The following is a 22277-nucleotide window of genomic DNA, read 5'->3' as shown; positions in this document are numbered from 1 at the left end:
CGCGATTTCTTTAGCAGAAATATTTTATTAAGCTAATTAGCGGGTTAACTATTAACGGTAAGCAAAATCATTGATAGAAATATCGGCACTGTATCTTAATTTGTTTTTTTACTATATTTGTTATCCCTTTGCTCTTCCTCTTCGTGTTCTTCTTGCCCCTTTCTTTTCGAATCTTTCCAAAACATACTGCTATTAGTTACACTTGCTACTTCTTCTTTGTCTATTTTATTATCTTTGCTAACTTTAGCAATTGGCTCATCTTCTTTAGCTACATCAGTTGTTTCACCTTCCTGGCTCTCAAAATTTTCACGGCGATCACTATTTGTGTTGTTTGCCGTAATAGTTTCAAGCCTAGAGTTGTTATTATCGCTACCTCGACGTAGCTGGGATATTGCTATTGCTTTGTTTACGCAATCCTCATCAACATGAATTGAAGGCTTGGCTAATTTAAGTTGCTCGATAAAAATCATAATGTATTTTTCAGAAAATGAGGATAGCCAAATCAGTTGCTGCTTAGGATCACTCGAGATGTATTTACCATTTTTTGCCCCAATTACCGCTGCAGAAGGATCAGCGCCTCGGCCTAACAGGTTCTCTACATAATCCGTATCATTTCTTTCAGCGGCTCCCGTGACTGCCATCATTAAGGAGAGGTCAGTTTCTTCTTTACTATCTTCTAATAATTCTTCTACATAACTTTTATGACCACCTAAGGCAGCTCCATAAACAGCAATAGAACGAAGCCAAGGTGTTATTTCTAACAACTCTTCTACATATTGTTTATGTCCACCTGCAGCGGCACCTATAATAGTTTCTTCAGAGAATTCTGTAATGTCATTTGAAGCAAACATGAGAGTTAATGTAGCAACATTCTCTTTATTACCGCTCATTGCTGCAAATTTGATAGCCTCTTTAACATCAACATCGCCGCCTTGGGTCAATAATGTTTCAACAAAGTTCATAGCTTCAGGTGATCCAGCTTGAGCTGCTCCCCGGATTGCAAAATTTATATTAACGCCTTCCCTTACGTTTAGTAGCAAATTCTGTACATAATCTATATGCTTACCCAAGGCGGCACCATAAATTAATAAATTGATATCTGCGCCATAATTTAATAAAAATTCTGCTTCTTCGAACTTGCCTTCAAAAGCTAATTGCGAAATGGCTGTCCAACAATAAGGACCATCTTTTTTATGATCATTAATGGGTACTAACTCCATCATTCCTCGTAAAACTGAATCGTCTTTTTTTATAGCGGCATTATAGATATTTTGAAAATTCATTACATAGTCCTGCTTAATTTTTCCAATAGCATTATAGCATTTACTAAAATTTTGAACAATTAGTATTAATATTGATTAATAAGAATGGCCTAATTAGTTTAGAAAGATACTAAATTATTAATAGTAATCATCCAGTTAAACCTCTATGTAGTATTATTCTTTCTTGTTTAGACAAAGTGGAGTTTACAATTTAACTTCGAAATATTTTTTGAATTTTTAGCGGTTTTTATACCGCTTTGCGACCAAGTTAAGACCCGTAAGAGGCAGTTCTACAAGTGCTGGTATCTTTCTGTGTCTCATCTATTTGGGCTTTAGTTGTTAATTCAAAGGCCTTATTAATACAATCATTAACTATCTCTACGACACGCAGCTCATGGGCTTTGAATTCGTTTTCGTTTTTGGGCCAAGCTTCGAGCGCGATTAAAGCTTTTGCTTTTTGATAATAAGGGTTATTAGGACCTAGCTGTTCATTGATATGTAGAACTATTTCTAAAGGAAGGTGACCTAAGGCTCGCTCTCGATTTTCATTGGTATAATTAAAAAAACGATAAAGTGGGCTCGTTTCTGGCGTTTGGATAAGTCTGGCTAGTTGCTTGTTATGAAAATCCGTAACCTTATCGTAAAAAATTTTAGCCATAACTTTTACATAATCTGCAAATGACTGTAAATAACCTTTTATATGCGCCTCATCTCTAACAATTTGCATAATTAATTGAGCGTCTGTGTTAAGCCTCCCACTAAACGAGAGAGTTACTTGTATTGTTTCCAACAATAAATTAAATAAAATACCATTAAAGGAGTTCCTCTCCATTCCACCGCGAGCAAAGATATTAGCAAGGCAATCTGCGTTGGAACTGTTTCTATCTTTTAGAATCTGATTTATTTCTTTACTGCGGCCTCTTTTACTGAATAAATTCCATGTGCAAGGTTCATACTGCTTTAATGCTTTTTTAATTATACCTTCAAAAGCTGAGCGCTCTAAATTATTAACCCAACTATACATCCACTTATTAAAGTGCATTAATGAGTCATTGGTATGTAAATCCGTAAATTGAGAATCTTCTTTAGCTTTCATTATTAGCCTACTTTTTTTATAAAGAGAAATATATTAACCTAAAATTAAATTATTATAATCTTGTTGCTGCATAACGTGTCTTTTAATAAAATCAGTACTGAAATTGATGATGGCCTTTCATTAGTAGGGCCCTAAAAGTCTTTGTGTAGCCCAGACAGCTGGAGGAACTCCTACTAGAGCTTATAAAGGCTGCTTAAATACTGTGCCATGGTTTTATGTCTTATGATGCCGAAATGATCTGTATCTAGCGTATAAATATTTTTAGATTCAAATGCCCATCCTAAAGAAGGATGGCCAATACGTTTCGCGGTTTGCGACGCAACAAGAAGGGTGATGTTATTATTTAAAATAAGCTGGCTTGCATACCTATTAATAGCCAAATAAATTTTTTGGGCAATTGATAACCAAGTTCTTGCATCATGCGCTGGAACATTTAATTGCTTCTCTTGGATGTTAACTAATTCTAGTATTTCATTAAACGCATAATCAATTTGCTCTTCTTTGTATAAGGTAGAGAGCTTTTCAAGAAAATGACTTTCTGTTGCGAGGCCCAAAATTTTTGTTAAAGCTTGTATCAAGGCTTTCGTTTCTTGCGTATACAATTCAGGCGGCAGGTTTTGTAAATAATGGGGGGCAATGGAGTCTATCATGCAAAGTGTTACTTGTTCACCTTGCAACAAAAACCTATTTGTTATTTCATAGGCAATAATGCCTCCAGCTGACCAACCCGCAATGAAATAAGGTCCCTCATCCTGCTTTTCTCTAATTAATTTCATATAATCTAATGCCATTTCCTCTATGGTCTCGTCCATATCCAGCAAATTTTTTAAGCCACGTGCTTTGAGACCATAAATAGGAAAATTAGGACCTAAATGAAATTTTAAGTCATTTACTTGAATATTTCCTGTGACATCGTGAATGAAAAAAATAGCTTGTTTGGTTTTTTTACCAGGCTGTATTTCTACTAAAGGATTATTATCATCAGATAACCTGTTTATTTTTCTAGCTAATGCAGCAATTGTAGGCTTTAGTTGAAACTCAGAAAATGACATAGCGCTTAGCTTGTCTGAATATTTCTTTGCGACTTGCGTCAATAAAGTAAGAAACGCTAGAGAGGTTCCACCTAAGTTATCAAAATGGGTATTAATACCGAAGTCGTTAGTGTTTAAAACCTGCTGCCAAATGGAAAATAAAAACTTTTCTGCCTCATTTCTTGGCGTAATAATGTCTTCTCTGTGGATTCGTTTCAGTACTGTAGCTCGTAAGGTTGTAAAATCAATTTTACCATGATGCGTTATAGGAAATGATGCCAGTAAACCAAAACCACTTGGAATCATGTAGTGGGGGAGTTTTTTCTTTAAGTAATGATCTAGTGCAATTAACGATAAAGAAAAGTTTGTGACACAAAGATAGGCATTTATTCGTGTTAACTGATTAGCTGCAAAAACAATATCGACATACACTTCTGTTATTTCTTCAGAAAAATCGTGTACTATTTTTTCTATTTCTTCAGGGCTAACTAATTGGCCGTGAACCTTTACTTGCCGATCTACTCTTCCTTTAATTACTATATTTTTATTGGGCAAAAATTTTGCTAAATCATGTGTTCTAAATACCCTAACGGTATTATTATCATGATCGGGATGTTTTATGGTTAAAAATTTCTCATTATTTAAAGATTCTAGTTCTAAACCCCAATATCCACGAGCTAAGCCTTCTCCTGCTAAGTATAATTCACCTATACAACCTATCTCCACTGGGTTTAAACAAGTATCTAAAATAAATGCCTCCAAGCCTTCATGCGCTTTTCCCACATGAACGACTGATTTCGGATCATAGATTCCTAGGGACGTGGCTATCGTGACTTCTGTAGGCCCATATCCATTAATAATTAATTTAGTAGGCTGATGCCATTTGTTTAAAATATGCTTAGAAACATGCTCGCCTGTCGTTAAGATTACTCGCAAAGAGTAAAAGCATGCTGGATCTAATTTATTGAGTAATGATGGCGTAAATACCGCTATAGATAAGCTATTGATATTATAATAATGACCTAATGCCTGAGGGTTTAGGCGTATTTCGTGGGGTATTACGTATAATGTGGCACCGCGTCCCAAAGCCAGCATAATTTGCCAAAGATTTGCATCAAAACTAATTGGTGCATAAAGAGCTATTCTATCTTGGGTAGTCACTTCTAAGAATTTATGTGCTGCTAGCATACAATAAGGCAATCCTTTGTGCTCAATTGCGACACCTTTAGGTAGACCTGTAGAGCCAGATGTGTAAATGATGTAGGCTAATTGGTTGCGATCAATAGGTAAATTTAAATTTTCTGCAGCAAGCGAATATAACCCCTCCCTTATTTTGTCTAAATTAATTACATCAATATGGCCTTGATCAGCAAGTTGATGGTGTAATTGATAGTTTGTGATGATGTGCTGTGTTTGGCTGTTTTCTATAAAATAGTTTAGTCTTTGGAGTGGCAAGTTAGGATCTAACGGCACATAAGCCAGACCTGATTTCAAAATAGCTAAAATACTGACAATAAAATCAATAGAATTATTTAGAAAGACCCCTATTCTTGCTTCTTTAGGTAATTTTTTTTTCAAAAGATACTGGGCTAGCTGATTAATTTTAATATTAAGATCATGGTAGCTAATGAGAGTGCCATCAGCATCAACAACAGCTAAATGATGGGGATAGGCATGAACTTTTTCTTCAAAAAAGTGATGGAATGTTTTGAATGGATTGCTATTTAACATAAGTGAAAATCTTAAATCGCTTGTTTAGGGATAAGTAAGGTAATTAAATCGGTTATATCATCAAAAGCCATTTTTTTATTTTTTATTAATTCTTCTGCGGTATAGGCACCTCCCGTCCCTAATTTATTTCCAATAATACCCTTAACTATTTGTGTATGCATTGCAAATAATTATTATAAAAAGGCTTGATTGCAAAAAATTATCAAGAGCGCAAAAATAGGTTCTAGCATGGTAAAAGCTGTTTTCAGCCTCCAAGCTGTTATTGCGATAATTAGTGATTTTACCTCCTGAAAGCATAGAGCGTTTAAATAATGGTACTTTAATGGCTGATTGTATGAAATCAATCTGGGTTTTTGAAGGCACGATGATTATACATAATTTTCAGGGCTTCACTGATTTTAATGGTTTTATTAGGAATAACTACTCTAAGTACCTCGCCTTGCAGAAGCATAAAAACTATATTTTACATTAATCTATAAACTTTTCTTTAAGAAAGTTTCAAGGTTAACTAATCTAGTTAATTCATAGAATGCTGATAAATACTGGCTGATTAGAACATTAAAGAAATAACATACCTGAGCTCGGCTTTATAAAATGGCTTTATAATAATTATAAAATAATCAAATAGATTAATTTTTGTTAAAATATAACATAAATAGAACTTAATGGTTTATAATGGTAGTAATTTAATCCAATTATCAATCATTTTAGGTTGTATCTATGCAAATTACTGAAATTCTTGATCAATTAAAAAAACTTCCGCCTATACTTTTAACACCAGATATAAAAAGCAAAATTGACCAAATTGTAACAATTTGCGATGAAGACTACTCTAATAAAAAATGGCATGGTGCAGACGCTCTTAATCGTATGATTCTTCTTGATGCAAGAGTTGCTGATTTATTGACGCCTGATGTTATTCGCTACCTTTTTACACAAAAAAATCCAACCGATAACGAAAAAACTTATCGAAACGATGGCACTTCAAGCTTTATTAAAGATGTTATTTACTATGGATTTAATCATGGCTTACTAGCCATTAAGTTACTACCCAATAATGAGCTGCCTGGTGTCGATAGCGTACAAAAATCTAAGGATAATCAACAATCTTATCAAGAAAACACGCTTAGAATTGTTAATAGTATTGCGCAAGCTACAAATACTACAAAGGCGGATATTGAAGCTGACAATGAATCTAAACTCTATGAAACGCCATTAAAAGAACAGTTTGAAGTCATCGTCTCTACCATTAATATAGTAAGTCAAAATCCTCAACAAATTGAAGAGCTCATTCAAGCCGGTATAAATAAAAAAGGTCCGTTAGTTTTGCAAGCTGATGCAGGTTTTCAAAATTTAAGTTTAAAAGTTAATGAAAAACTAAATGAAGAGGGAATTCCAGCTAATTTAGATAATTTTTGTGAACGCTTTCTCGTTGACCCTAACTTAGTTTTAGATAAAGATCTAGGTCATTTTATTTGGGATAGAATTCACTTAGAAGCGGCTATCCATAGTAATAAAAAAATTAAAATAGGCGAGCAAGAATATACTTATCAAGATGTTTTACGCAAAATGGTTGAAAAAATTGCTGATAATCCAGATAAATATCCAGAAGCTAAACAGCAGCTCTTTTTAAGATTTTCCATGGTTGAAAATGATTTAAAGAAACGGGCTCCAATACAACACGCTATAGCAAATTATTCTAACTTAAAAAAAGACCAGCAAGAAAATACGGTTAACTATTTCGTAGGACAAATTCTTTCAGGAAGAAGGGACTTGCAAGAATTATTAAAAAAAAATCCTGAACTATATCAAGCCGTTGGCGAAAAAATAGAAGCAATGTATCAAGAGCAAGTTGGGGTATTAAAAAAATATAGACAAACTCTAGCTAAGCGTGCAGAAAAAAAAGACACCGATTCATTTTTTGGCGATAAACAAGATTGTATTACTCAAGCTGATAAAAGAGAAGTCGTGAGCGCCATAAGACAAGGAAATAGGAGATGCTTGTTTTCTTCAGATACATACAATGCCACTGAAGAGATAAACAACGTTATTTTACAAGCCAATGTCGTTAATTCAGCCTTACGGGCAGCAGAACACGTTAACAGCTCTGGGAGCGATAAAGTAATATGTTACACAAGTAAAATGACAGCTTTAAAAAAGTCCCTAGAACAGACTTATGATCTTTATGGTAGTGGCTTTGACATCCTCAAAAAAGACACAGGCAGCTTATCAAGTCAAATTAAACGCTATGTATTAAACTTAGTTAATTTATTGACGCCAGCATTCTTGCATCAAGCCCCTGCTGCTCCGCTTCGACATAAAGGATATACTATTGTAAAGGGAATGGGGCAGTTAGATGAACAAATACAAAAATTTAAAGCGATTAAACTACAATCTAGTGAGTTAAGGTCTTCTGAAGATAGAGCGCAAGCAGAGCCAAATGATTTAGCCTCTAATACTAAGCTCATTTAAACCCTCTGTAATCTCATGGTTTACTTGCAGGAAAAACGTCCTCAAGTTATCAGCGAGTTAAGTGAGAAAACACCTTTTTGGGGTGAAGTAATAGCTGTCCTAAGAATTATATCATCTTCTTCCCTGAATGATGAGAGCATCAATGTCTGTGATTTTTTTTAGCTAGCTCAATTACAGATATAGTTTCACTGAGGCTTAGTTTACATTTAGTATATTTTATAAGGAATATTATGGTGTATTAGTAGAATTTGTGTTATCGCATTGTTTTAGCTCATTTTCTAATCGACATATCTCTTGAGATGTACCATCAATTAATTGGTTTACTCCCATAAAAAATAAATAGCGCTCAGCTGGATCTCTGCCGTCATAACCTTTTGCCTCTTCTTGGTATGCTTCATATCTTTCTTTTGCTTTACTTAGCTCTTCTTCAATTTTTGATCTCATATGAATATCACCTTTTATTAAAATACAAAATTATTTTACAAAGCTTTCTGCTATTAGACAAACTTTATTATAATCATAGAAGTAAGTGGACTACCTCCTATGCGGTTTTGTTAAGATAGTGCTATATATTAAAAGCACACTAATAATAAAAATGGGGTAAGATATGACAATAAAAAAAATATTGTTGTTAGGACTAATCTTTTTTACAAAAGCAGCTTTTGCCGGCGTCGTTCCACCCACTTCAGAGCAAACGAGTAGATTAAGGATTACTAATCAATGTAATAATCCTATCTGGATACAACAAGATTATATTCATACCACTCAAGATCCTATCGTTGTTCAAATCCCGCAAGGGCAAGCTTATGATTATACTATTCCCGATATTGGGCTTGCTGCCACCCGATTTTGGCCAAAAGTTAATTGTAATCAATATGGTTATGATTGCCGATTAGGCGAGTCTACTGCTGTCCCTGATGCGATAGCAAGGGGTATTCAGCACGGCCCCTTTGCCCCAGATATTAACAGTAAATTTGAAGCAACATGGGGTTGTTTACAAGCAATTTTTGATAAAAATCCGAATTTATGTGCTACTAACCCAAGTGCCCCTTCTACCCACCTTAATACCGAGACGTGGTGGAATGGGTCTGCTGTTGATGGTTATACATTACCTTACAACATTGTTGTAAAAAAGGACGAGTCTTCTTGTAAGGATATAGTGACAGGCCAAGTCATAACAAATCCCGGGGTTAATTGTAGTAAATTATCTGTCGATTTTTGCCCAAGAGATGAAAATCTGTCAACCAATGGTAGGTTTAATACGATTAACGGTATTGATGTAACCCATGTCAATTTACAGTGGGTTGATAGAGTGACGCAAGCACCTATTGGTTGCTTTAGTCCATGTGCAAAAATGACAACTGCCCAAGGTAGTGAAAATGGTAATCGGGCTGGTGGATGGAGCGATATTCTTGGTGGGTTAACGCCGCCGTCACCACAAGCTCAAATGTATTGTTGCCCAACCCCGCCTGTATCTTCTGAAGCTTGTAGTGCAGGAGTAGCCCCTAATAGCGCATATTCAATCTCGGTGCATACAAAGCAGCAATGCGATGCTTATACTTATGCTTATGATGATGCAAAAGGGTTAGCTCGATGTGGTGCCCAGACTCAATTTGAAGTCGTTTTTTGTCCTAATTCCAATCCTACCGTGCCTTCTGTTTCAATGACTATGTTTATTCCAACTGGGGTTAGCCTACAAGTAGATGGCAAATTAGTCAGTAATAATCAAGTCGTGTTAATTAAAAATGGTTCTACCATTTCTTTAACAGGTACTCCTAATTCATTTTGTAATGTCAATGTTAATACGCAACAGCAAGCCTCAGGTGCAAGTGGTGATTTATGTTCTAAGTTAGCATTTGATAATACCGCTAAAAGCATTCGATACCTTGGTGATAAGCCTTCAACTTCGTATATTTTAGGCATTCCTAGAGGGATGTCGGTAACTATTAATAACCAAGTTATTAGGTGGGATTCCCCTAATAAAACAGTCCAGCTAGCGCAGGGTGTTACCACAATAGAAATTACAGGCACAACGAAGATAATACGTAGATGCCCCGTGACGCTTAAAGGCGAGAGCTTAACTTGGCCTGCTATTAAAGATTGTCAAGGATTAGTTAATAGTGGTGGCGTCTTATATTTTCCGGCCTTCTAAAAATAATTAGCAATTCTCTATCGTGCCTAAATTAAATTCTTATTTATTAGGCACGATATTTTGCTAACGATTCAGTCATACAGAAGTATGTGGCCCTTTTTATTTACCTTGAGCTTGAGTTTCGATAAGAAGTTAAATCACTCATAAAGCCTGTTGCTTTAAAAATAGGATAAGTGTAACTCACAAGAAGACTTTCGTAACAGCACATGATTTAGTATTAATCTTGTCTCTTGCTTTACCCAACCAAAAAAAACAGACTTCATGAATTATTTTTTCTGAATTTTTTGCCAAAATCCAAGCCTCAACTTCCTGACAAATATTATTATCCATATCCTTATCATTTTGTTGTAGAAAAAAAGCAATTAACCATTTCATTTCTAGACTACCTTGCGGCGGCAATTGGATAGAGGTCGTTTCAACTTGCTTTTCATAAGGAATAGTTAGGCTAATTAATGCTGCTTCTATATTATCTGCGGTATAAAATTGTTCATTTGGGTTTCCTATATAAAATTTGAAACGCGATTGAATTTCATAAATGCCACGATGCCCTCTAAATACAATTAAACCTGATTCGCCACAATCGGCTATTTGTTTAATTATATAGAGTAAATCCGAAGACCAATAAAGGCATTGCGAAGCGATTACCCAATCAAAATATTTTCCGTCAGTATTTTGAGTAAAATAATTCTCAGCAGTACCAATAAAGGTATGAGTTTGAACAGGGATATTAAAGTGATTTTCTGCATACCTTATTGAAGCCTCTAGACTTGGCTCTACGCCAGTTAAAGTAACTTTTGGTGGCATTCTATCTTCATAAGCGGCAATTATTTTTTTAATTAATGCGCCATCGTGGCAACCTAAATCCAAAATATCTAGAGTATGTTTAGGTGGGAAAAAACGAGTATACATTAACTCAATAAGAAGAGATTTTTCACTTGCATTATTAAAATAGGTTTTAAAAAATTCGTTGCTATCGTACATTACCATTTTATTTTCCTAGAATTTAAATTTAATATAAATAAAAATGATTGGGAAACTGCAACCAATTACTAACAGGATAATGCGTTTCAAATGTTTCAATAAATTGAAAAGACAAGGCTTTGCGGGAGTAGTTTGAATGATTTACTGGGCTGCAATGAATAAAATTACCATGAAATAATAATGCATCTCCTGCTTTAACTTCTAACGGAGTATAATAATCATTTTCTGCTTCAAAATCAGGTATATAAACCTCATTAAGTTGCTCAAATTGTCTTGTCTTAGCATGGAGATTAACTCGGGAAACCCACTTTAAAGGCCAATTATTACTACCTATAATGCCATACATACACGCATTTTCTATACAAGCATCCTCTAGGGCTAGCCATAAAACAACAACTGAAGTAGGCTCTGTATAAGCAAAGGTTGATTCTTGGTGCGGCCTGACTTCACTGCCTGCACCATGAGGATACTTAGGAATGTAAACGCTTAAATGACAAATTGGTCTTTTAAATCCTATCCCCCGTAACATTGTTAATAGCATTGGGTGACGGTAAACTATTTGTTGCATCGTTGTGTATTTTTCTATGAGATGCATACCATGTCCAATCCGATTAACAACTTTTTTGTTATTTAATACTTCGTAAAATATATGTGCTTTACAGCTAGATAATTGGAAATAAGGTTCAGTGACATATTCTTTCGAATCTAAATGCGGTTGCAATGGATTTTTTGAGTAAAAGCAAATGATTTCATTATTCCAATTTTGTGCAATATCTAATTCTGCATCTTGTTCAATAATTTCAATTTCATTCATTAATCTAGTTAACATCACTTGATTAATATAATCTTTAAGAATAATAATGCCATTTTGATTGTAATTATTGATTGCTTGATACAAATTAGACTGCAAATCATTAAAGCTATATTTTTTTAAATTACTTGTGGTAGTAGTCTTCATTTGCAGTCCTTTTTTAAATAGCTACAAATGGGCAGATAACTTTTATATCTAGATCAGGGTGTTTTTTTCGCATGATGGTGTAATTTAATGGGGTAATTGCTATTTCTGTAGATGCACTCGCTTGTGCACTAATAAGATGGCCACCAAAAAGCTGAAAATTGGCATCTCCTAAAGCGGCATGAATGTGTATAAACCAACCACTATCAACTAAGGTTATATTGCCAGTCAACGATGCAATCTCATAGGTGTCTTGAAATAATTTTTTAAACTGCTGTTTTGTATTACGATGATAATAACTGATTGTAATATTGGATAAAGCGCCAATTCCACTGATGATTGCTGATTTTAGATCAGCATATGCAGCATAATTTATTATGCTTTCAAATAAATTATCGCCTTCTTTTAGACTTAAAATGAACGGGGAGTTATCGTGTTTAGACATAGTAATCGCTCCTATTGTATATACAATAAAAGCCATCACCAAAAGTTTAATCCTAGGTTCAGTCAGGATGACTTAGAGAGTACCGAACCCTAAAACTTTCTTGACTTAAATTAAATCAATTTCAAGCCGGTATGTCAAGATTTGTAGCCAGGCCAAATTTATAAGCTGTTCTTTAAAAATGCTGCAATGTCATCTAATTTGGTTAACTCATAGAATGCTGGTAAATGTTGGCTGGGCAGGGTATTTTTAAAATAATAGCGTACTAAAGAGCGACTTTGTAAAACGGCTTTGTATTCATTTTCAAGCTTAAATAGACCGTTTAAATGCAGCATAAATAATTCTATTAATTGATTTTTTTCTAACTTGGTAACATTGTTAGTTAATATTTCTTGAAATAGCCATGGCTTGCCAGAGCCCGCTCGAGCTATCATAAAGGCATCGCAGCCAGTCTCATGAACAGCCGCAAGCACAGTTTGGTTGTTTTTTAAGTCACCATTAACAATAATAGGTATAGTAACGGCTTGTTTAATTGCTCTAATCTGCTTTAAATTGCAAGGTATGTCATAGGCGTCATACCATCTTCTTCCGTGAACAATGAGCGCGTCAGCACCTGCGTCTGCGATTTTCTTGGCTAACTCAATATTGACTGTCTCTTCTTCCTGTAGACGAATTTTGACCGTCAAAGGGATATTTATTGACAAACGAACGGCGCTAATGATTTTAATTAGCTGCTCTGGTTGCTCAAGTAGCGCACTTCCGGCTCCCTTTTTACGGATTTTATGTTTAGGACAACCACAATTAATATCAATAATATTAGCGCCTAGGGATGCGAGCTTGTGAGCGGCGGCGGCCATGGTTGTTGGCTCATTGCCGGCAATTTGATAACAAAGCAAATTCTCGTTTGGCGAGCGAAAAAGATAACGCTCGTTATTTTTATGTTTATGTAACACATCTTGTGCTGAAAGCATTTCAGATACACAGTAAGCGGGTGCACTAAAGAGGGAAAATAATTCTCTAAAAGGCGCGCAGCTGTATCCTGCTAAAGGGCCTTGAATTAAGCGATTAGGTAGCGTGAGAGAATTTAAAGAAAACGGTGTATTTAAAAAATTAGTCATAGCCTTTATTTTCGCATAATTTAAGCTAATAGTAATTTAAAATTGCAGAGTCATGGCGAAAACAAATGAGATACATTATGATGAAGAGAGATTAAATTAAGTAGTTTAAATGATGGAAAGACGTTATTACTCGCCCACGGAATTGATGCAAATTGCAACGCAACATGCTAATTGTGCGGATACTTTATTAGGTAGAACATTAGAATTGCATGCACCAGGCTTAGATGAGCATCAAGATTGTTTATTAGCTATTATTTCATTAATGTATATTGCCTTTGATTTAACGCTCAGAGCGTATCTATTGCATGATCATCGCCCAGTAAAGCAGTTTAAAAGCTTATCTGAACTAATTGAATTAAATCGTGACTTAGTCTTTTCTTATCAAGAGCAGCAGCTGCTAAAATCTCTATCGCGGCAGTATGCTTTTCGCAAAGGCATTGATTATGAACTTTGGAAAGACAGACAACAATTCTTAATTTTTTGTCATCAAATAGTCGATTTATATGAGCGATTACAAACCATGATGCCCCTTGAATTGCAAGCGGACTACCATCAATAGAATTTAATATAATGGGCTAGGGATGAGTTAGCACAATGTGTAATCATCATCCTCTAATCTTATAAGTGTTCTAACGTGTTCCTATGTTTGCGCGAGCCATTTGTTTGGTTATTATTTTTGTAAGTTCGACATAACCCTTATAATTTGGGTGTATTTGATCAGGAAAATACTGCTGCCAATTCTTTAGCGCATAGAGCTCACCACCCACATCAATTACTTTACAGTTAGGGCAAATAGATTTAGTTTGCAAGAGTAATTTGTTAGTGGCTAAATTCCGCTCTAAATAAGTATCATTGCGCGGCAGAAGGGTGCTTATGTAGATGGTTGCCTTACTATTTTTAGCACTAAGTTGTTTCGCTATCTTAATAATATTAGTGGCTGTATTTTCTGGCGCCGTGCGATCATTGGTGCCAATCAGTAAGAAATAAGCATCTGTTGTAGGTATTTTATTGATGCGATTTAAGACAGCCTGTGTTGTATCGCCCCCTTCGCCATCATGCTCAAAGCCGAACGTATCTGTGTGGCTGCCTTTAAAATCGTAGCGTAAGCCCTGATCGCGCAGTAAGCAACGCAAATATCGTCCATCTCTAACCCAGGTGATGCTGTCACCTATTGTATCTATCGTTTGTTTAAATTTAGGCTTACGTGTTGTTTCATAAGTTGCTATAGCATAGGTACCTGCTGGTGGTACTACGTTGTTAGCCCAGTCGGTAAGATAAATAGAATAGTTTGTTTGTAAAACAGGGCCACGTTCATTCACGCGAAAAAACCATTGTTTTTTGCCATTAGAAAGTCCGTATAGTTCATCAGGATAAAATAAAACATTGCTTGTTAATTCAGGAATAATAGAGTGACTGGTGATATCTTTTAAGCTAATCGGCCCTAGCTCAGACTTAACTTTAATGGGTTCGTCAAAAAGCAGCTGGCATGAGGTTGCATGCAGAGCGACATTTAACGCTAAACCAGTTAATGTAAATAGGGCGGAAATTAAATTTCTTTTATTAAGCAATGATTTCATAGTTACCTCCTTAAAGCTAATCAGCTATAGGTTAAATAAATTTTAAAAGACCCAAGGTTACGAGTCTCTTATAGCTTTTACTGCCGCTATCTATCGAAATCGCGAGAATTGCAGTTTTTAGCTATTCGACTTGGCATCCATTAAATTTCAAGATAGGATTATCCTTTTTGCACCGGGTAAAAGAAATGGAGCAGTTAGACCTTAGCAAGATAGAAATGATACAACAGCAAATTTTGCAATTAAATGATCATCTTAATCAACGTATTCTTGGGCAGAAGGGGTTAATCTCACGTTTATTAATTGCCTTGCTTGCTGATGGCCATTTACTTGTTGAAGGCGCACCTGGGTTAGCTAAAACACGTGCTGTAAAAGAGTTGTCTTCTGTTGTTGAAGGTAAATTCCATCGTATACAATTTACACCCGATTTACTACCTGGTGATTTAACGGGTACGGATGTTTTTCACCCACAAGACGGTTCCTTTGTCTTTCAACCAGGGCCAGTTTTCCATCATCTTTTATTAGCTGATGAAATCAATCGCGCGCCGGCGAAAGTACAGGCTGCCTTACTTGAGGCAATGGCTGAGCGGCAAGTCACTATTGGTGGCAAAACCTATCCTTTGCCAGAGCTATTTTTAGTGATGGCAACACAAAACCCAATTGAGCAAGAAGGTACCTATCCTTTACCTGAGGCGCAGCTGGATCGTTTCTTAATGTATGTAAGAATTGATTATCCTGATGCTGCAGTTGAACATGATATTTTAAAATTAGCTAGGCGTGAGGCGGCTGGTATTTATACTAATCAACAAGAGGTGACCATTCGCCCTTTAGATCAAAGGACACTTTTTGCCGCACGTCAACATGTTTTACGAGTGCATATGAGTGAGGCCTTAGAAAGTTACCTAGTACAGCTTGTGGTTGCGACTCGTAATCCATCTGCCTATAGTAGTGAATTAAGTCAATGGGTACGTTTTGGGGCAAGCCCGCGGGCAACCATTGCTCTTGACCGCTGCTCTAAAGCACATGCATGGCTTGCTGGGCGAGATTTCGTAACGCCCGATGACATTCATGCTGTAGCTCATGACGTGCTCAGGCATCGTATCTTATTAAGTTATGAAGCAGAAGCTGATGGTATTACGAGTGATGATTTTATTGATTCCTTATTACGCTTAGTGGCAATTCCTTAGGAAAAGCATGACTTACGGGCTTATTACAGAACTTAATGAATTAATTGCTTTAAGGCGCCTCGTTAACCGAAAGCGCGCGCCAATAAACGGGAGAGCAGCAAGAGCTGGCAGTCATTTATCGCGCATACGTGGACGCGGTATGGATTTTGCTGAAGTTAGAAACTATCAAGCGGGTGATGAGATACGCCATATGGAGTGGCGGGTAACAGCGCGTACTGGGCGGCCACACATTAAGGTATATCAAGAGGAGCGAGAAAGGCCTGTCATACTGCTTGTTGATTTTAATCCGTCTATGTTTTTTGGTACCCGGCATGCATTTAAATCCGTGGTTGCCGCGCGCCTGGCTGCATTAATTGCCTGGGCTGCAATAAACCAAGAAGACCGAATTGGTGCTCTTTTATTTTCACCTAAAGAGCACAGTGAATTTATGCCAAAATCACGTCAAGCAGGGGCTTTACCGATATTAGCTGCGCTTAGTTCTTACACGCAGCAGTTTCAGCAATTGCAACTAGAAGATACTGCCGTCCCTTTAAATCATATCTTAATGAAGTTAAATCACGTCACTAGGCCAGGCAGCGTTATTGTCTTGATTAGCGATTTTTATGAACTAAATGAAGAATGTGAAAAATACCTTAGTCGGTTAAAGATGAATAATGATGTGCTCGCTTATCATGTTTGCGATGCATTAGAGTTATCTCCGCCTAAGCCTGCCCTCTATGCCATTACCAATGGTAGACAGGAATTGCTACTAGATACGACCTGCTCTACCTTAGATAAGAACTATAAGGATTGGTGTAACCACCAACAGCTTAAAATCCAGACTTGTTTAAAACGCTTACAAATCCAATATTCGCAAGTAACGGCTGAAATGGATTTATCACAGTTAGTTAATCAGACTTTCCCACGGAGGCGACGTGGTTGATTCACAGCATTTAGCTAAATTACATGATATCCATTTACCTGCACCAATAGGGTGGTGGCCCTTAGCACCCGGTTGGTATATTTTAATCGGCGTCATACTTCTCATTACTGGCATAATTATTACGCTTGTTTATCGACATTATGTGCACGGGTTAGCAAAACGACAAGCTTGCAAAATGCTTGCTGATTATGAGCATGAATACGATAGTGAAGGAAACACAGCTGTGACTTGTGCAAAGATTTCTGAGTTATTGCGGCGGGTTGCTTTAGTCTATTTTCCGAGACAAGATGTGGCAAGCCTGCAGGGTGATGATTGGATTAGCTTTTTAAATAAGACGTCTAAGGGTATTAATTTTAAAGCAGTTCGTCATTGCTTATTAGAGTTGCCTTATCAAAATCAGGTACAATCAATGAACCTAAAACCTTTGTTTACTCGAGCTCATGCCTGGATAAAACAACGAGGTATCCCATGTTCGAACTAGCAATGCCATGGTTTTTAATACTTATTGTAGTTCCGCCACTGCTTTGGTTTTTTTTGCCTCCTACCACCTTAGTTTTGCCTGCGGCCTTAAAGCTGCCATTTTATAAAGCCTTACAAGCAATCATTGCTAAAGAAAAATCAACACTTGCAAGCTCCAGCCGAATTGGCCTATTTTTTATCATTTGGACATTAGTTGTTTTGGCGGCAGCAGGGCCACGTTGGATTGGTGAGCCTATTCCGCTGGCGCGTGAAGGGCGTAATATTATGTTAGCACTTGACTTATCAGGTAGTATGGAACTAAGTGATATGTTACTTAATGGCCAACCAGTTAGCCGTTTAACTGTAGTGAAGAAGGCCGCCGAAGAATTTGTGCGTGCCCGGATAGGAGATAGGATTGGGTTAATTTTATTTGGTACTCAAGCTTACTTACAAACACCCCTAACCTTTGATAGGCATAGTGTATTAATGCGCATTGAGGATGCTACAGTTGGTTTAGCGGGTAAAACGACTTCTATTGGTGATGCGTTGGGACTGGCTGTAAAGCGGCTACAAAATGTGCCCCCTGAAAGCCGAGTTATTATTTTATTAACCGATGGAGCAAATAATTCAGGGGTGTTAGCGCCTTTGAAAGCAGCAGAGTTAGCCAAAGAAGACAAAATTAAAGTTTATACTATTGGCCTAGGATCAGAAGCCGAATTACAAATCCCTAATGATCCATTTTTTAGTTTTAATGCCGGTGCAGACTTAGATGAAAATACCCTGCAGGAAATAGCTAAGCTTACCGGTGGGCGTTATTTTCGTGCAACAGATACTCAATCACTAGAGACTATATATAATACAATTAATAAATTAGAAACGACTTCACAAGAGCAGGCAACAGTGCGGCCGCAAAAAGAGTATTACCCGTGGCCTCTAGCCATGGCCTTGTTTTTATTTTTCTATTGGTTGCTTGAAAAGATAGGATTATTACGGCGATTTCCTTTACCGTGGAGTCGTTCTATACGCGGAGTTACCGAATGATAGCTGATTTTCACTTTCTCCGTCCGTGGTGGTTAGTAAGCTTGTTGCCATTACTCTTATTAGGTTGGCAATTGGCACGCCAGAATTCACGATTACAAGCCTGGAGCGCTGTTTGCGACAGTCATTTACTTGCGCATTTAATAAAATCTAATGGGACAAGTAAGCGGCGTAGTAGTATTTTGCTTTTATTGATAATTGGTATTTTATTAATTATTAGTTTGGCGGGCCCTAGCTGGTCTCGCTTGCCTGTTCCGGCTTTTCAGGCGATACAACCGCGTGTCATTGTGTTGGATATGTCAGAAGATATGCTAGATAATGATTTGACGCCGGATAGGTTAACTCGAGCTAAATTTAAGCTACATGATTTGTTTACTCAAGCAGAAACAGGTCAATTAGGTTTAATTGTTTTTACCAGCGAGCCCTTTGTTGTTTCTCCTTTAACAGAAGATGCAAAAACGATCGATGCCTTATTGTCTTCTTTAACACCAGAAATTATGCCTATCGGCGGTCAACAACTAAGTAGTGCCCTTGAAGAAAGCGCCCAATTAATAAGGCAGGCTGGGTTTAATGAAGGGCAATTATTGTTATTAACCGCATCACCGCCCAATGCTGATTCTGTCAGCGTGGCTAAGAAATTAGCAACTCAAGGGATTGCGACCTCTGTGATGCCAATGGTTGCTGACCAAGCATTAATGCCTTTATTTAAGCCGCTTGCTACAGCAGGGCAGGGCACCGTTTTATCTATAACCGATACACCCACAGAGTTAGCGCAGTGGTTGCGCACGACCAATAAAAAGCAGCAATTTACGCAGAGTGAGTATAAAAATATTCCAGTTTGGCGTGATGAGGGGCGGTGGTTTTTATTGCCGGCTCTTTTTTTATTACTGCCTCTATTTAGACGAGGTTGGCTGCAAAGGATTGATTCATGATGTTAATAAGGCTTTTATTACTTTTGATTGCCTGTAATAGCTATGCGTTTACTTGGGGCGATCTTTGGGCAACGAAAGATCAGCAAGGTCATGAGTTAATGAGAAAGGGCCAATTTAAGCAAGCCCAATCTGTGTTTAATGAGCCTGCTTGGCGCGCTAGTGCTGCTTATCGTGCTGGGGATTATCAAAAAGCAGCACAAACATTTGGTACCTTACAAACCGAACAAGGTTATTATAATCAAGGTAATGCTCTTGCTCATTTAGGTAAGTATGAAGAAGCAATAAATGCTTACAATAAAGCGCTATCATTAAATGCTGCTAATAAGGACGCTCAGTATAATCGTCACTTGCTAGAGGAATTATTAAAAAAACAAAAAGAAAAAGAAGCCAATTCAGAGCAAAATAAAAAGCAACAAGCGAGCGACCCGAAAAATAAGCAAGATCAGCAGGATAAGCAATCCTCTGCACAGAACAAGGAAAAATCTGAGCAACAGCAATCTAATAAAACGGATGAGCAGAAGGATAATTCTGATAAAAATCAGCAAAACCAACAAGCTAATAATCAGCAAAACCAATCAACACAACAGAATTCGCCAGATAATCAAGAGCAAGAGACGGATAAACAGACTAAGCAAAATCAACAAAAACAAGATAATAAACAGCAAACAACAGAAAAAGATAAGCAATCCCCTAATAAAACGCAATCAGCTAAACAAACACAGGCCGAAACGTCTACTGATCGCGAGAAAAAACAGGCTAAAGAACAATGGTTGCGCTTAATTCCAGACGATCCAGGTGGGTTGTTAAGAGAGAAATTTCTTCGTGATTACATTCGCAGACAACATGGGTGGTATCAATGAAAAAACTAATTTTTGCGGCCATTATCGTCCTATATAGTAGCATCATACAAGCTGAATTAAGTGTGCAAGTTGACGCAACAAACGTGCAGAAAGGAGAAACATTTCATCTCATTATCACTAACGACAGTGCGACTACAGGTATTCCTGATTTAACACCTCTGCAAACTAATTTTACCATTGTGGGTACGCAAAGAAGTACAAATTATAGTGTTATTAATGGTAAAGCGACGTCTAGTAATCAATGGATAATCGCACTACTACCAAAAAAAACGGGCAACTTAACTATACCTGCAATACAAGTAGGACAAGAGCATACACCAGCTAAAACAATTGAGGTTACGAAAAGCCAAACTAATGCCACGAGTACAGACGCTGTTAAACAGCAAGATGTTATCCTAAAAGCTGAGCTTAGTAATAATACGCCTTATGTAAATGAGCAAGTTATCTACACAGTCAAATTATATAATAGCCGTCGCTTATTAGATGTTAATTATCAAGGCCCGCAGGTTGATGATGCGCTGCTTATTCCGTTAGGGGATGGAAGGCGTTATCAAGCCGCTGAAAATGGCCGAATTTACGCTGTTGAAGAGCAGCAATATGCTATTTTTCCGCAAAAAAGTGGTGAAATAAAAATTACGCCACCCTCATTTAATGCATTAATTTATGATTCTATGCCAGAGCCTGTTCATATCCAAGCAGCTGCTAGTCAATTAAAGGTAAAATCGGTACCTCTAAATTTCCAAGGAAAAAATTGGTTACCTGCTAAACAAGTTAATTTAGCTGAAAAATATGATCAAACCTTAACCTCGATAGAACAAGGAAATACATTAAGACGTACAGTAACGTTGCAAGCAATAGGGACACCGGCACAATTACTACCCAATTTGACGTTCACAAGTAATGATAAATTTAGTGTTTACCCAGAAAAACCGATTGAAAAAAATAGTTTTCGCCAATTTGAGCTTATTGGTACTACCACATTTAATATTACTTATATATTAAACAAACCAGGAAAAGTCACTATTCCTGCTATCCAGATTCCTTGGTTTAATATAGTAACTAATAAAGAAGAGGTGGCGACATTGCCGGCATTAACCTTAAACGTTATTGCTAGCACTAATAATACTTCTACGAATGCCAATATAACCGCTAATAAAAAAGTAGATCAAAATAATGATACTAGCCAAGAAGTTGCTTCTATAACAAAAAATTCAAATCATGCCAGTGATATAAAGCCGCCTCTAGTCACTTTGAAATCTAAGGTCACTAATAATATAGCTTGGTGGCTAGCCAGTGGGTTTGCTCTAGCATGGCTTATCACTTTACTCTTATGGTGGAAACAAGGCAGTCAGCTACCCTTTGTGAAGGCTACACGAAGAAAGAAAATAATCGCGCAATTAAAACAAGCTTGTTTAACTAATCAACCTGAATTAGCTCGAATTGCCTTACTTAACTGGGCGCATTTGCAATGGCCTAATAGAGTATTTCTGACTTTGGCTGATGTAAATAGACTAGTTAATGATAGGGCTTTGAAACATGAAATTAATGAACTGTCTAAAGTACTTTACCATATCAATCAGCACACATGGCAGGGCGAAAGGTTATGGAAAATAATCTCCAACTATAAAGCTAATGATCCAACGAGTAAAAGTAAAGTTAGGCCTCTTAAGCCGCTTAATCCACTATAAATTAGAGCCAGCTACGATAAAAAATTTATGGCTTAAGTATATGGTTATTTAAGAATTTTACGATCAGCCAAAATATAAACTTATTCTATTTTGTAACTCGTTTATGGTGACTAGCAGCTGTAAAAATATTGCTCTTTATGCTCTAATTGTAAATTAAATTTAGCTTTAAATTAATGTACACTTTTAATATATTTTACCTTAACACAACAAATATAAGCGCTTATGGTGCAATTTTAATGTTTATAGGTTATAATGAAATTACTTGCATTCCACCATTCCTAAATGAAACATTGTTACTACCAGTGCATAACATCCTTCCTTTGTATTTCAAAGTGGCATACTTATCGCGCAATAGATTTCTACGATGCTTTCATGGG

At 36.7% G+C, this 22277-nt stretch carries 20 protein-coding genes; 10 read left to right on the top strand and 10 right to left on the bottom strand.

Features of this window, described 5'->3' with window-relative positions; all coding sequences use genetic code 11:
* Positions 1-95: 95 nt before the first annotated feature.
* From DYE47_RS13705 to DYE47_RS16080, 4 genes are all read right to left on the bottom strand, one after another.
* Entirely contained in the window at positions 96-1283 is a 1188-nt protein-coding gene (locus DYE47_RS13705) for an ankyrin repeat domain-containing protein (RefSeq protein ID WP_115303902.1), read from the bottom strand.
* A 247-nt stretch (positions 1284-1530) separates the two neighbouring features.
* Complete coding sequence (locus DYE47_RS13700; protein ID WP_115303901.1) at positions 1531-2358, bottom strand: hypothetical protein; 828 nt, start codon at positions 2356-2358, stop codon at positions 1531-1533.
* Positions 2359-2531: 173 nt separating this feature from the next.
* Positions 2532-5120 carry a non-ribosomal peptide synthetase family protein gene (locus DYE47_RS13695; RefSeq protein WP_115303900.1) on the bottom strand — a complete coding sequence of 863 codons (2589 nt, stop codon included), beginning with the start codon at positions 5118-5120 and terminating at the stop codon, positions 2532-2534.
* Positions 5121-5131: 11 nt separating this feature from the next.
* The gene (locus tag DYE47_RS16080; RefSeq protein WP_160149905.1) at positions 5132-5281 is read right to left on the bottom strand and encodes a hypothetical protein; all 150 of its coding nucleotides are present in this window, start codon (positions 5279-5281) and stop codon (positions 5132-5134) included.
* 559 nt (positions 5282-5840) lie between these two features.
* Here DYE47_RS16080 and DYE47_RS13685 point away from each other — a divergent pair.
* The gene (locus DYE47_RS13685; protein ID WP_115303898.1) at positions 5841-7592 is read left to right on the top strand and encodes a hypothetical protein; all 1752 of its coding nucleotides are present in this window, start codon (positions 5841-5843) and stop codon (positions 7590-7592) included.
* Positions 7593-7820: 228 nt separating this feature from the next.
* On the opposite strand, the gene DYE47_RS13680 is transcribed toward DYE47_RS13685, so the two are convergent.
* Positions 7821-8036, bottom strand: a complete 216-nt coding sequence (locus DYE47_RS13680) for a hypothetical protein (RefSeq protein ID WP_115303897.1) — start codon at positions 8034-8036, stop codon at positions 7821-7823.
* Positions 8037-8199: 163 nt separating this feature from the next.
* Between DYE47_RS13680 and DYE47_RS13675 the strand changes: the two genes are divergently transcribed.
* Positions 8200-9744, top strand: a complete 1545-nt coding sequence (locus DYE47_RS13675) for a glycoside hydrolase 64/thaumatin family protein (protein WP_115303896.1) — start codon at positions 8200-8202, stop codon at positions 9742-9744.
* Between the two features lie 180 nt (positions 9745-9924).
* Here DYE47_RS13675 and DYE47_RS13670 read toward each other — a convergent pair whose 3' ends face one another.
* From DYE47_RS13670 to DYE47_RS13655, 4 genes are all read right to left on the bottom strand, one after another.
* Entirely contained in the window at positions 9925-10731 is an 807-nt protein-coding gene (locus tag DYE47_RS13670) for a class I SAM-dependent methyltransferase (protein WP_115303895.1), read from the bottom strand.
* A 22-nt stretch (positions 10732-10753) separates the two neighbouring features.
* Complete coding sequence (locus DYE47_RS13665) at positions 10754-11683, bottom strand: phytanoyl-CoA dioxygenase family protein (protein WP_115303894.1); 930 nt, start codon at positions 11681-11683, stop codon at positions 10754-10756.
* A gap of 13 nt (positions 11684-11696) precedes the next feature.
* Positions 11697-12125: a PPC domain-containing DNA-binding protein gene (locus DYE47_RS13660; protein WP_115303893.1), complete on the bottom strand. Its 429-nt coding sequence runs from the start codon at positions 12123-12125 to the stop codon at positions 11697-11699.
* A gap of 158 nt (positions 12126-12283) precedes the next feature.
* The gene (locus DYE47_RS13655) at positions 12284-13240 is read right to left on the bottom strand and encodes a tRNA dihydrouridine synthase (RefSeq protein ID WP_115303892.1); all 957 of its coding nucleotides are present in this window, start codon (positions 13238-13240) and stop codon (positions 12284-12286) included.
* Positions 13241-13349: 109 nt separating this feature from the next.
* On the opposite strand from DYE47_RS13655, the gene DYE47_RS13650 reads away from it, so the two are divergent.
* Positions 13350-13799: a hypothetical protein gene (locus DYE47_RS13650; protein ID WP_341273403.1), complete on the top strand. Its 450-nt coding sequence runs from the start codon at positions 13350-13352 to the stop codon at positions 13797-13799.
* Positions 13800-13869: 70 nt separating this feature from the next.
* Here DYE47_RS13650 and DYE47_RS13645 read toward each other — a convergent pair whose 3' ends face one another.
* Positions 13870-14817, bottom strand: coding sequence for an SGNH/GDSL hydrolase family protein (locus DYE47_RS13645; protein WP_115303890.1), 948 nt, complete (start codon positions 14815-14817; stop codon positions 13870-13872).
* A gap of 185 nt (positions 14818-15002) precedes the next feature.
* On the opposite strand from DYE47_RS13645, the gene DYE47_RS13640 reads away from it, so the two are divergent.
* Genes DYE47_RS13640 through DYE47_RS13610 form a run of 7 tightly spaced genes read left to right on the top strand, consistent with a single transcriptional unit; the run spans position 15003 to position 21900 of the window.
* Complete coding sequence (locus tag DYE47_RS13640; RefSeq protein WP_115303889.1) at positions 15003-16001, top strand: AAA family ATPase; 999 nt, start codon at positions 15003-15005, stop codon at positions 15999-16001.
* A gap of 7 nt (positions 16002-16008) precedes the next feature.
* Positions 16009-16923, top strand: a complete 915-nt coding sequence (locus tag DYE47_RS13635) for a DUF58 domain-containing protein (RefSeq protein ID WP_115303888.1) — start codon at positions 16009-16011, stop codon at positions 16921-16923.
* On the top strand, positions 16916-17404 hold the full coding sequence (locus DYE47_RS13630; RefSeq protein ID WP_115303887.1) for a DUF4381 domain-containing protein: 489 nt from the start codon (positions 16916-16918) through the stop codon (positions 17402-17404). The genes DYE47_RS13635 and DYE47_RS13630 overlap by 8 nt, the downstream gene beginning before the upstream one ends.
* Positions 17392-18423, top strand: a complete 1032-nt coding sequence (locus tag DYE47_RS13625) for a vWA domain-containing protein (protein ID WP_115303886.1) — start codon at positions 17392-17394, stop codon at positions 18421-18423. Before DYE47_RS13630 ends, DYE47_RS13625 begins: the two co-directional genes overlap by 13 nt.
* Complete coding sequence (locus DYE47_RS13620) at positions 18420-19352, top strand: vWA domain-containing protein (protein ID WP_115303885.1); 933 nt, start codon at positions 18420-18422, stop codon at positions 19350-19352. The genes DYE47_RS13625 and DYE47_RS13620 overlap by 4 nt, the downstream gene beginning before the upstream one ends.
* Positions 19349-20212: a tetratricopeptide repeat protein gene (locus DYE47_RS13615; protein ID WP_341273402.1), complete on the top strand. Its 864-nt coding sequence runs from the start codon at positions 19349-19351 to the stop codon at positions 20210-20212. The genes DYE47_RS13620 and DYE47_RS13615 overlap by 4 nt, the downstream gene beginning before the upstream one ends.
* Positions 20209-21900, top strand: coding sequence for a BatD family protein (locus tag DYE47_RS13610; protein WP_115303884.1), 1692 nt, complete (start codon positions 20209-20211; stop codon positions 21898-21900). Before DYE47_RS13615 ends, DYE47_RS13610 begins: the two co-directional genes overlap by 4 nt.
* Positions 21901-22277 lie beyond the last annotated feature (377 nt).

It is taken from the genome of Legionella beliardensis (assembly GCF_900452395.1).
GTDB lineage: Bacteria > Pseudomonadota > Gammaproteobacteria > Legionellales > Legionellaceae > Legionella_C > Legionella_C beliardensis.
This window is presented reverse-complemented; position numbering and strand designations above follow the sequence as displayed.

What these genes read in the sequence shown, in the direction of transcription:
- DYE47_RS13705 (WP_115303902.1), bottom strand. Translation starts at nt 1,283, where the DNA reads ATGAATTTTCAAAATATCTATAATGCCGCTATAAAAAAAGACGATTCA.
- DYE47_RS13700 (WP_115303901.1), bottom strand. Translation starts at nt 2,358, where the DNA reads ATGAAAGCTAAAGAAGATTCTCAATTTACGGATTTACATACCAATGAC.
- DYE47_RS13695 (WP_115303900.1), bottom strand. Translation starts at nt 5,120, where the DNA reads ATGTTAAATAGCAATCCATTCAAAACATTCCATCACTTTTTTGAAGAA.
- DYE47_RS16080 (WP_160149905.1), bottom strand. Translation starts at nt 5,281, where the DNA reads ATGCATACACAAATAGTTAAGGGTATTATTGGAAATAAATTAGGGACG.
- DYE47_RS13685 (WP_115303898.1), top strand. Translation starts at nt 5,841, where the DNA reads ATGCAAATTACTGAAATTCTTGATCAATTAAAAAAACTTCCGCCTATA.
- DYE47_RS13680 (WP_115303897.1), bottom strand. Translation starts at nt 8,036, where the DNA reads ATGAGATCAAAAATTGAAGAAGAGCTAAGTAAAGCAAAAGAAAGATAT.
- DYE47_RS13675 (WP_115303896.1), top strand. Translation starts at nt 8,200, where the DNA reads ATGACAATAAAAAAAATATTGTTGTTAGGACTAATCTTTTTTACAAAA.
- DYE47_RS13670 (WP_115303895.1), bottom strand. Translation starts at nt 10,731, where the DNA reads ATGGTAATGTACGATAGCAACGAATTTTTTAAAACCTATTTTAATAAT.
- DYE47_RS13665 (WP_115303894.1), bottom strand. Translation starts at nt 11,683, where the DNA reads ATGAAGACTACTACCACAAGTAATTTAAAAAAATATAGCTTTAATGAT.
- DYE47_RS13660 (WP_115303893.1), bottom strand. Translation starts at nt 12,125, where the DNA reads ATGTCTAAACACGATAACTCCCCGTTCATTTTAAGTCTAAAAGAAGGC.
- DYE47_RS13655 (WP_115303892.1), bottom strand. Translation starts at nt 13,240, where the DNA reads ATGACTAATTTTTTAAATACACCGTTTTCTTTAAATTCTCTCACGCTA.
- DYE47_RS13650 (WP_341273403.1), top strand. Translation starts at nt 13,350, where the DNA reads ATGATGGAAAGACGTTATTACTCGCCCACGGAATTGATGCAAATTGCA.
- DYE47_RS13645 (WP_115303890.1), bottom strand. Translation starts at nt 14,817, where the DNA reads ATGAAATCATTGCTTAATAAAAGAAATTTAATTTCCGCCCTATTTACA.
- DYE47_RS13640 (WP_115303889.1), top strand. Translation starts at nt 15,003, where the DNA reads ATGGAGCAGTTAGACCTTAGCAAGATAGAAATGATACAACAGCAAATT.
- DYE47_RS13635 (WP_115303888.1), top strand. Translation starts at nt 16,009, where the DNA reads ATGACTTACGGGCTTATTACAGAACTTAATGAATTAATTGCTTTAAGG.
- DYE47_RS13625 (WP_115303886.1), top strand. Translation starts at nt 17,392, where the DNA reads ATGTTCGAACTAGCAATGCCATGGTTTTTAATACTTATTGTAGTTCCG.
- DYE47_RS13620 (WP_115303885.1), top strand. Translation starts at nt 18,420, where the DNA reads ATGATAGCTGATTTTCACTTTCTCCGTCCGTGGTGGTTAGTAAGCTTG.
- DYE47_RS13615 (WP_341273402.1), top strand. Translation starts at nt 19,349, where the DNA reads ATGATGTTAATAAGGCTTTTATTACTTTTGATTGCCTGTAATAGCTAT.
- DYE47_RS13610 (WP_115303884.1), top strand. Translation starts at nt 20,209, where the DNA reads ATGAAAAAACTAATTTTTGCGGCCATTATCGTCCTATATAGTAGCATC.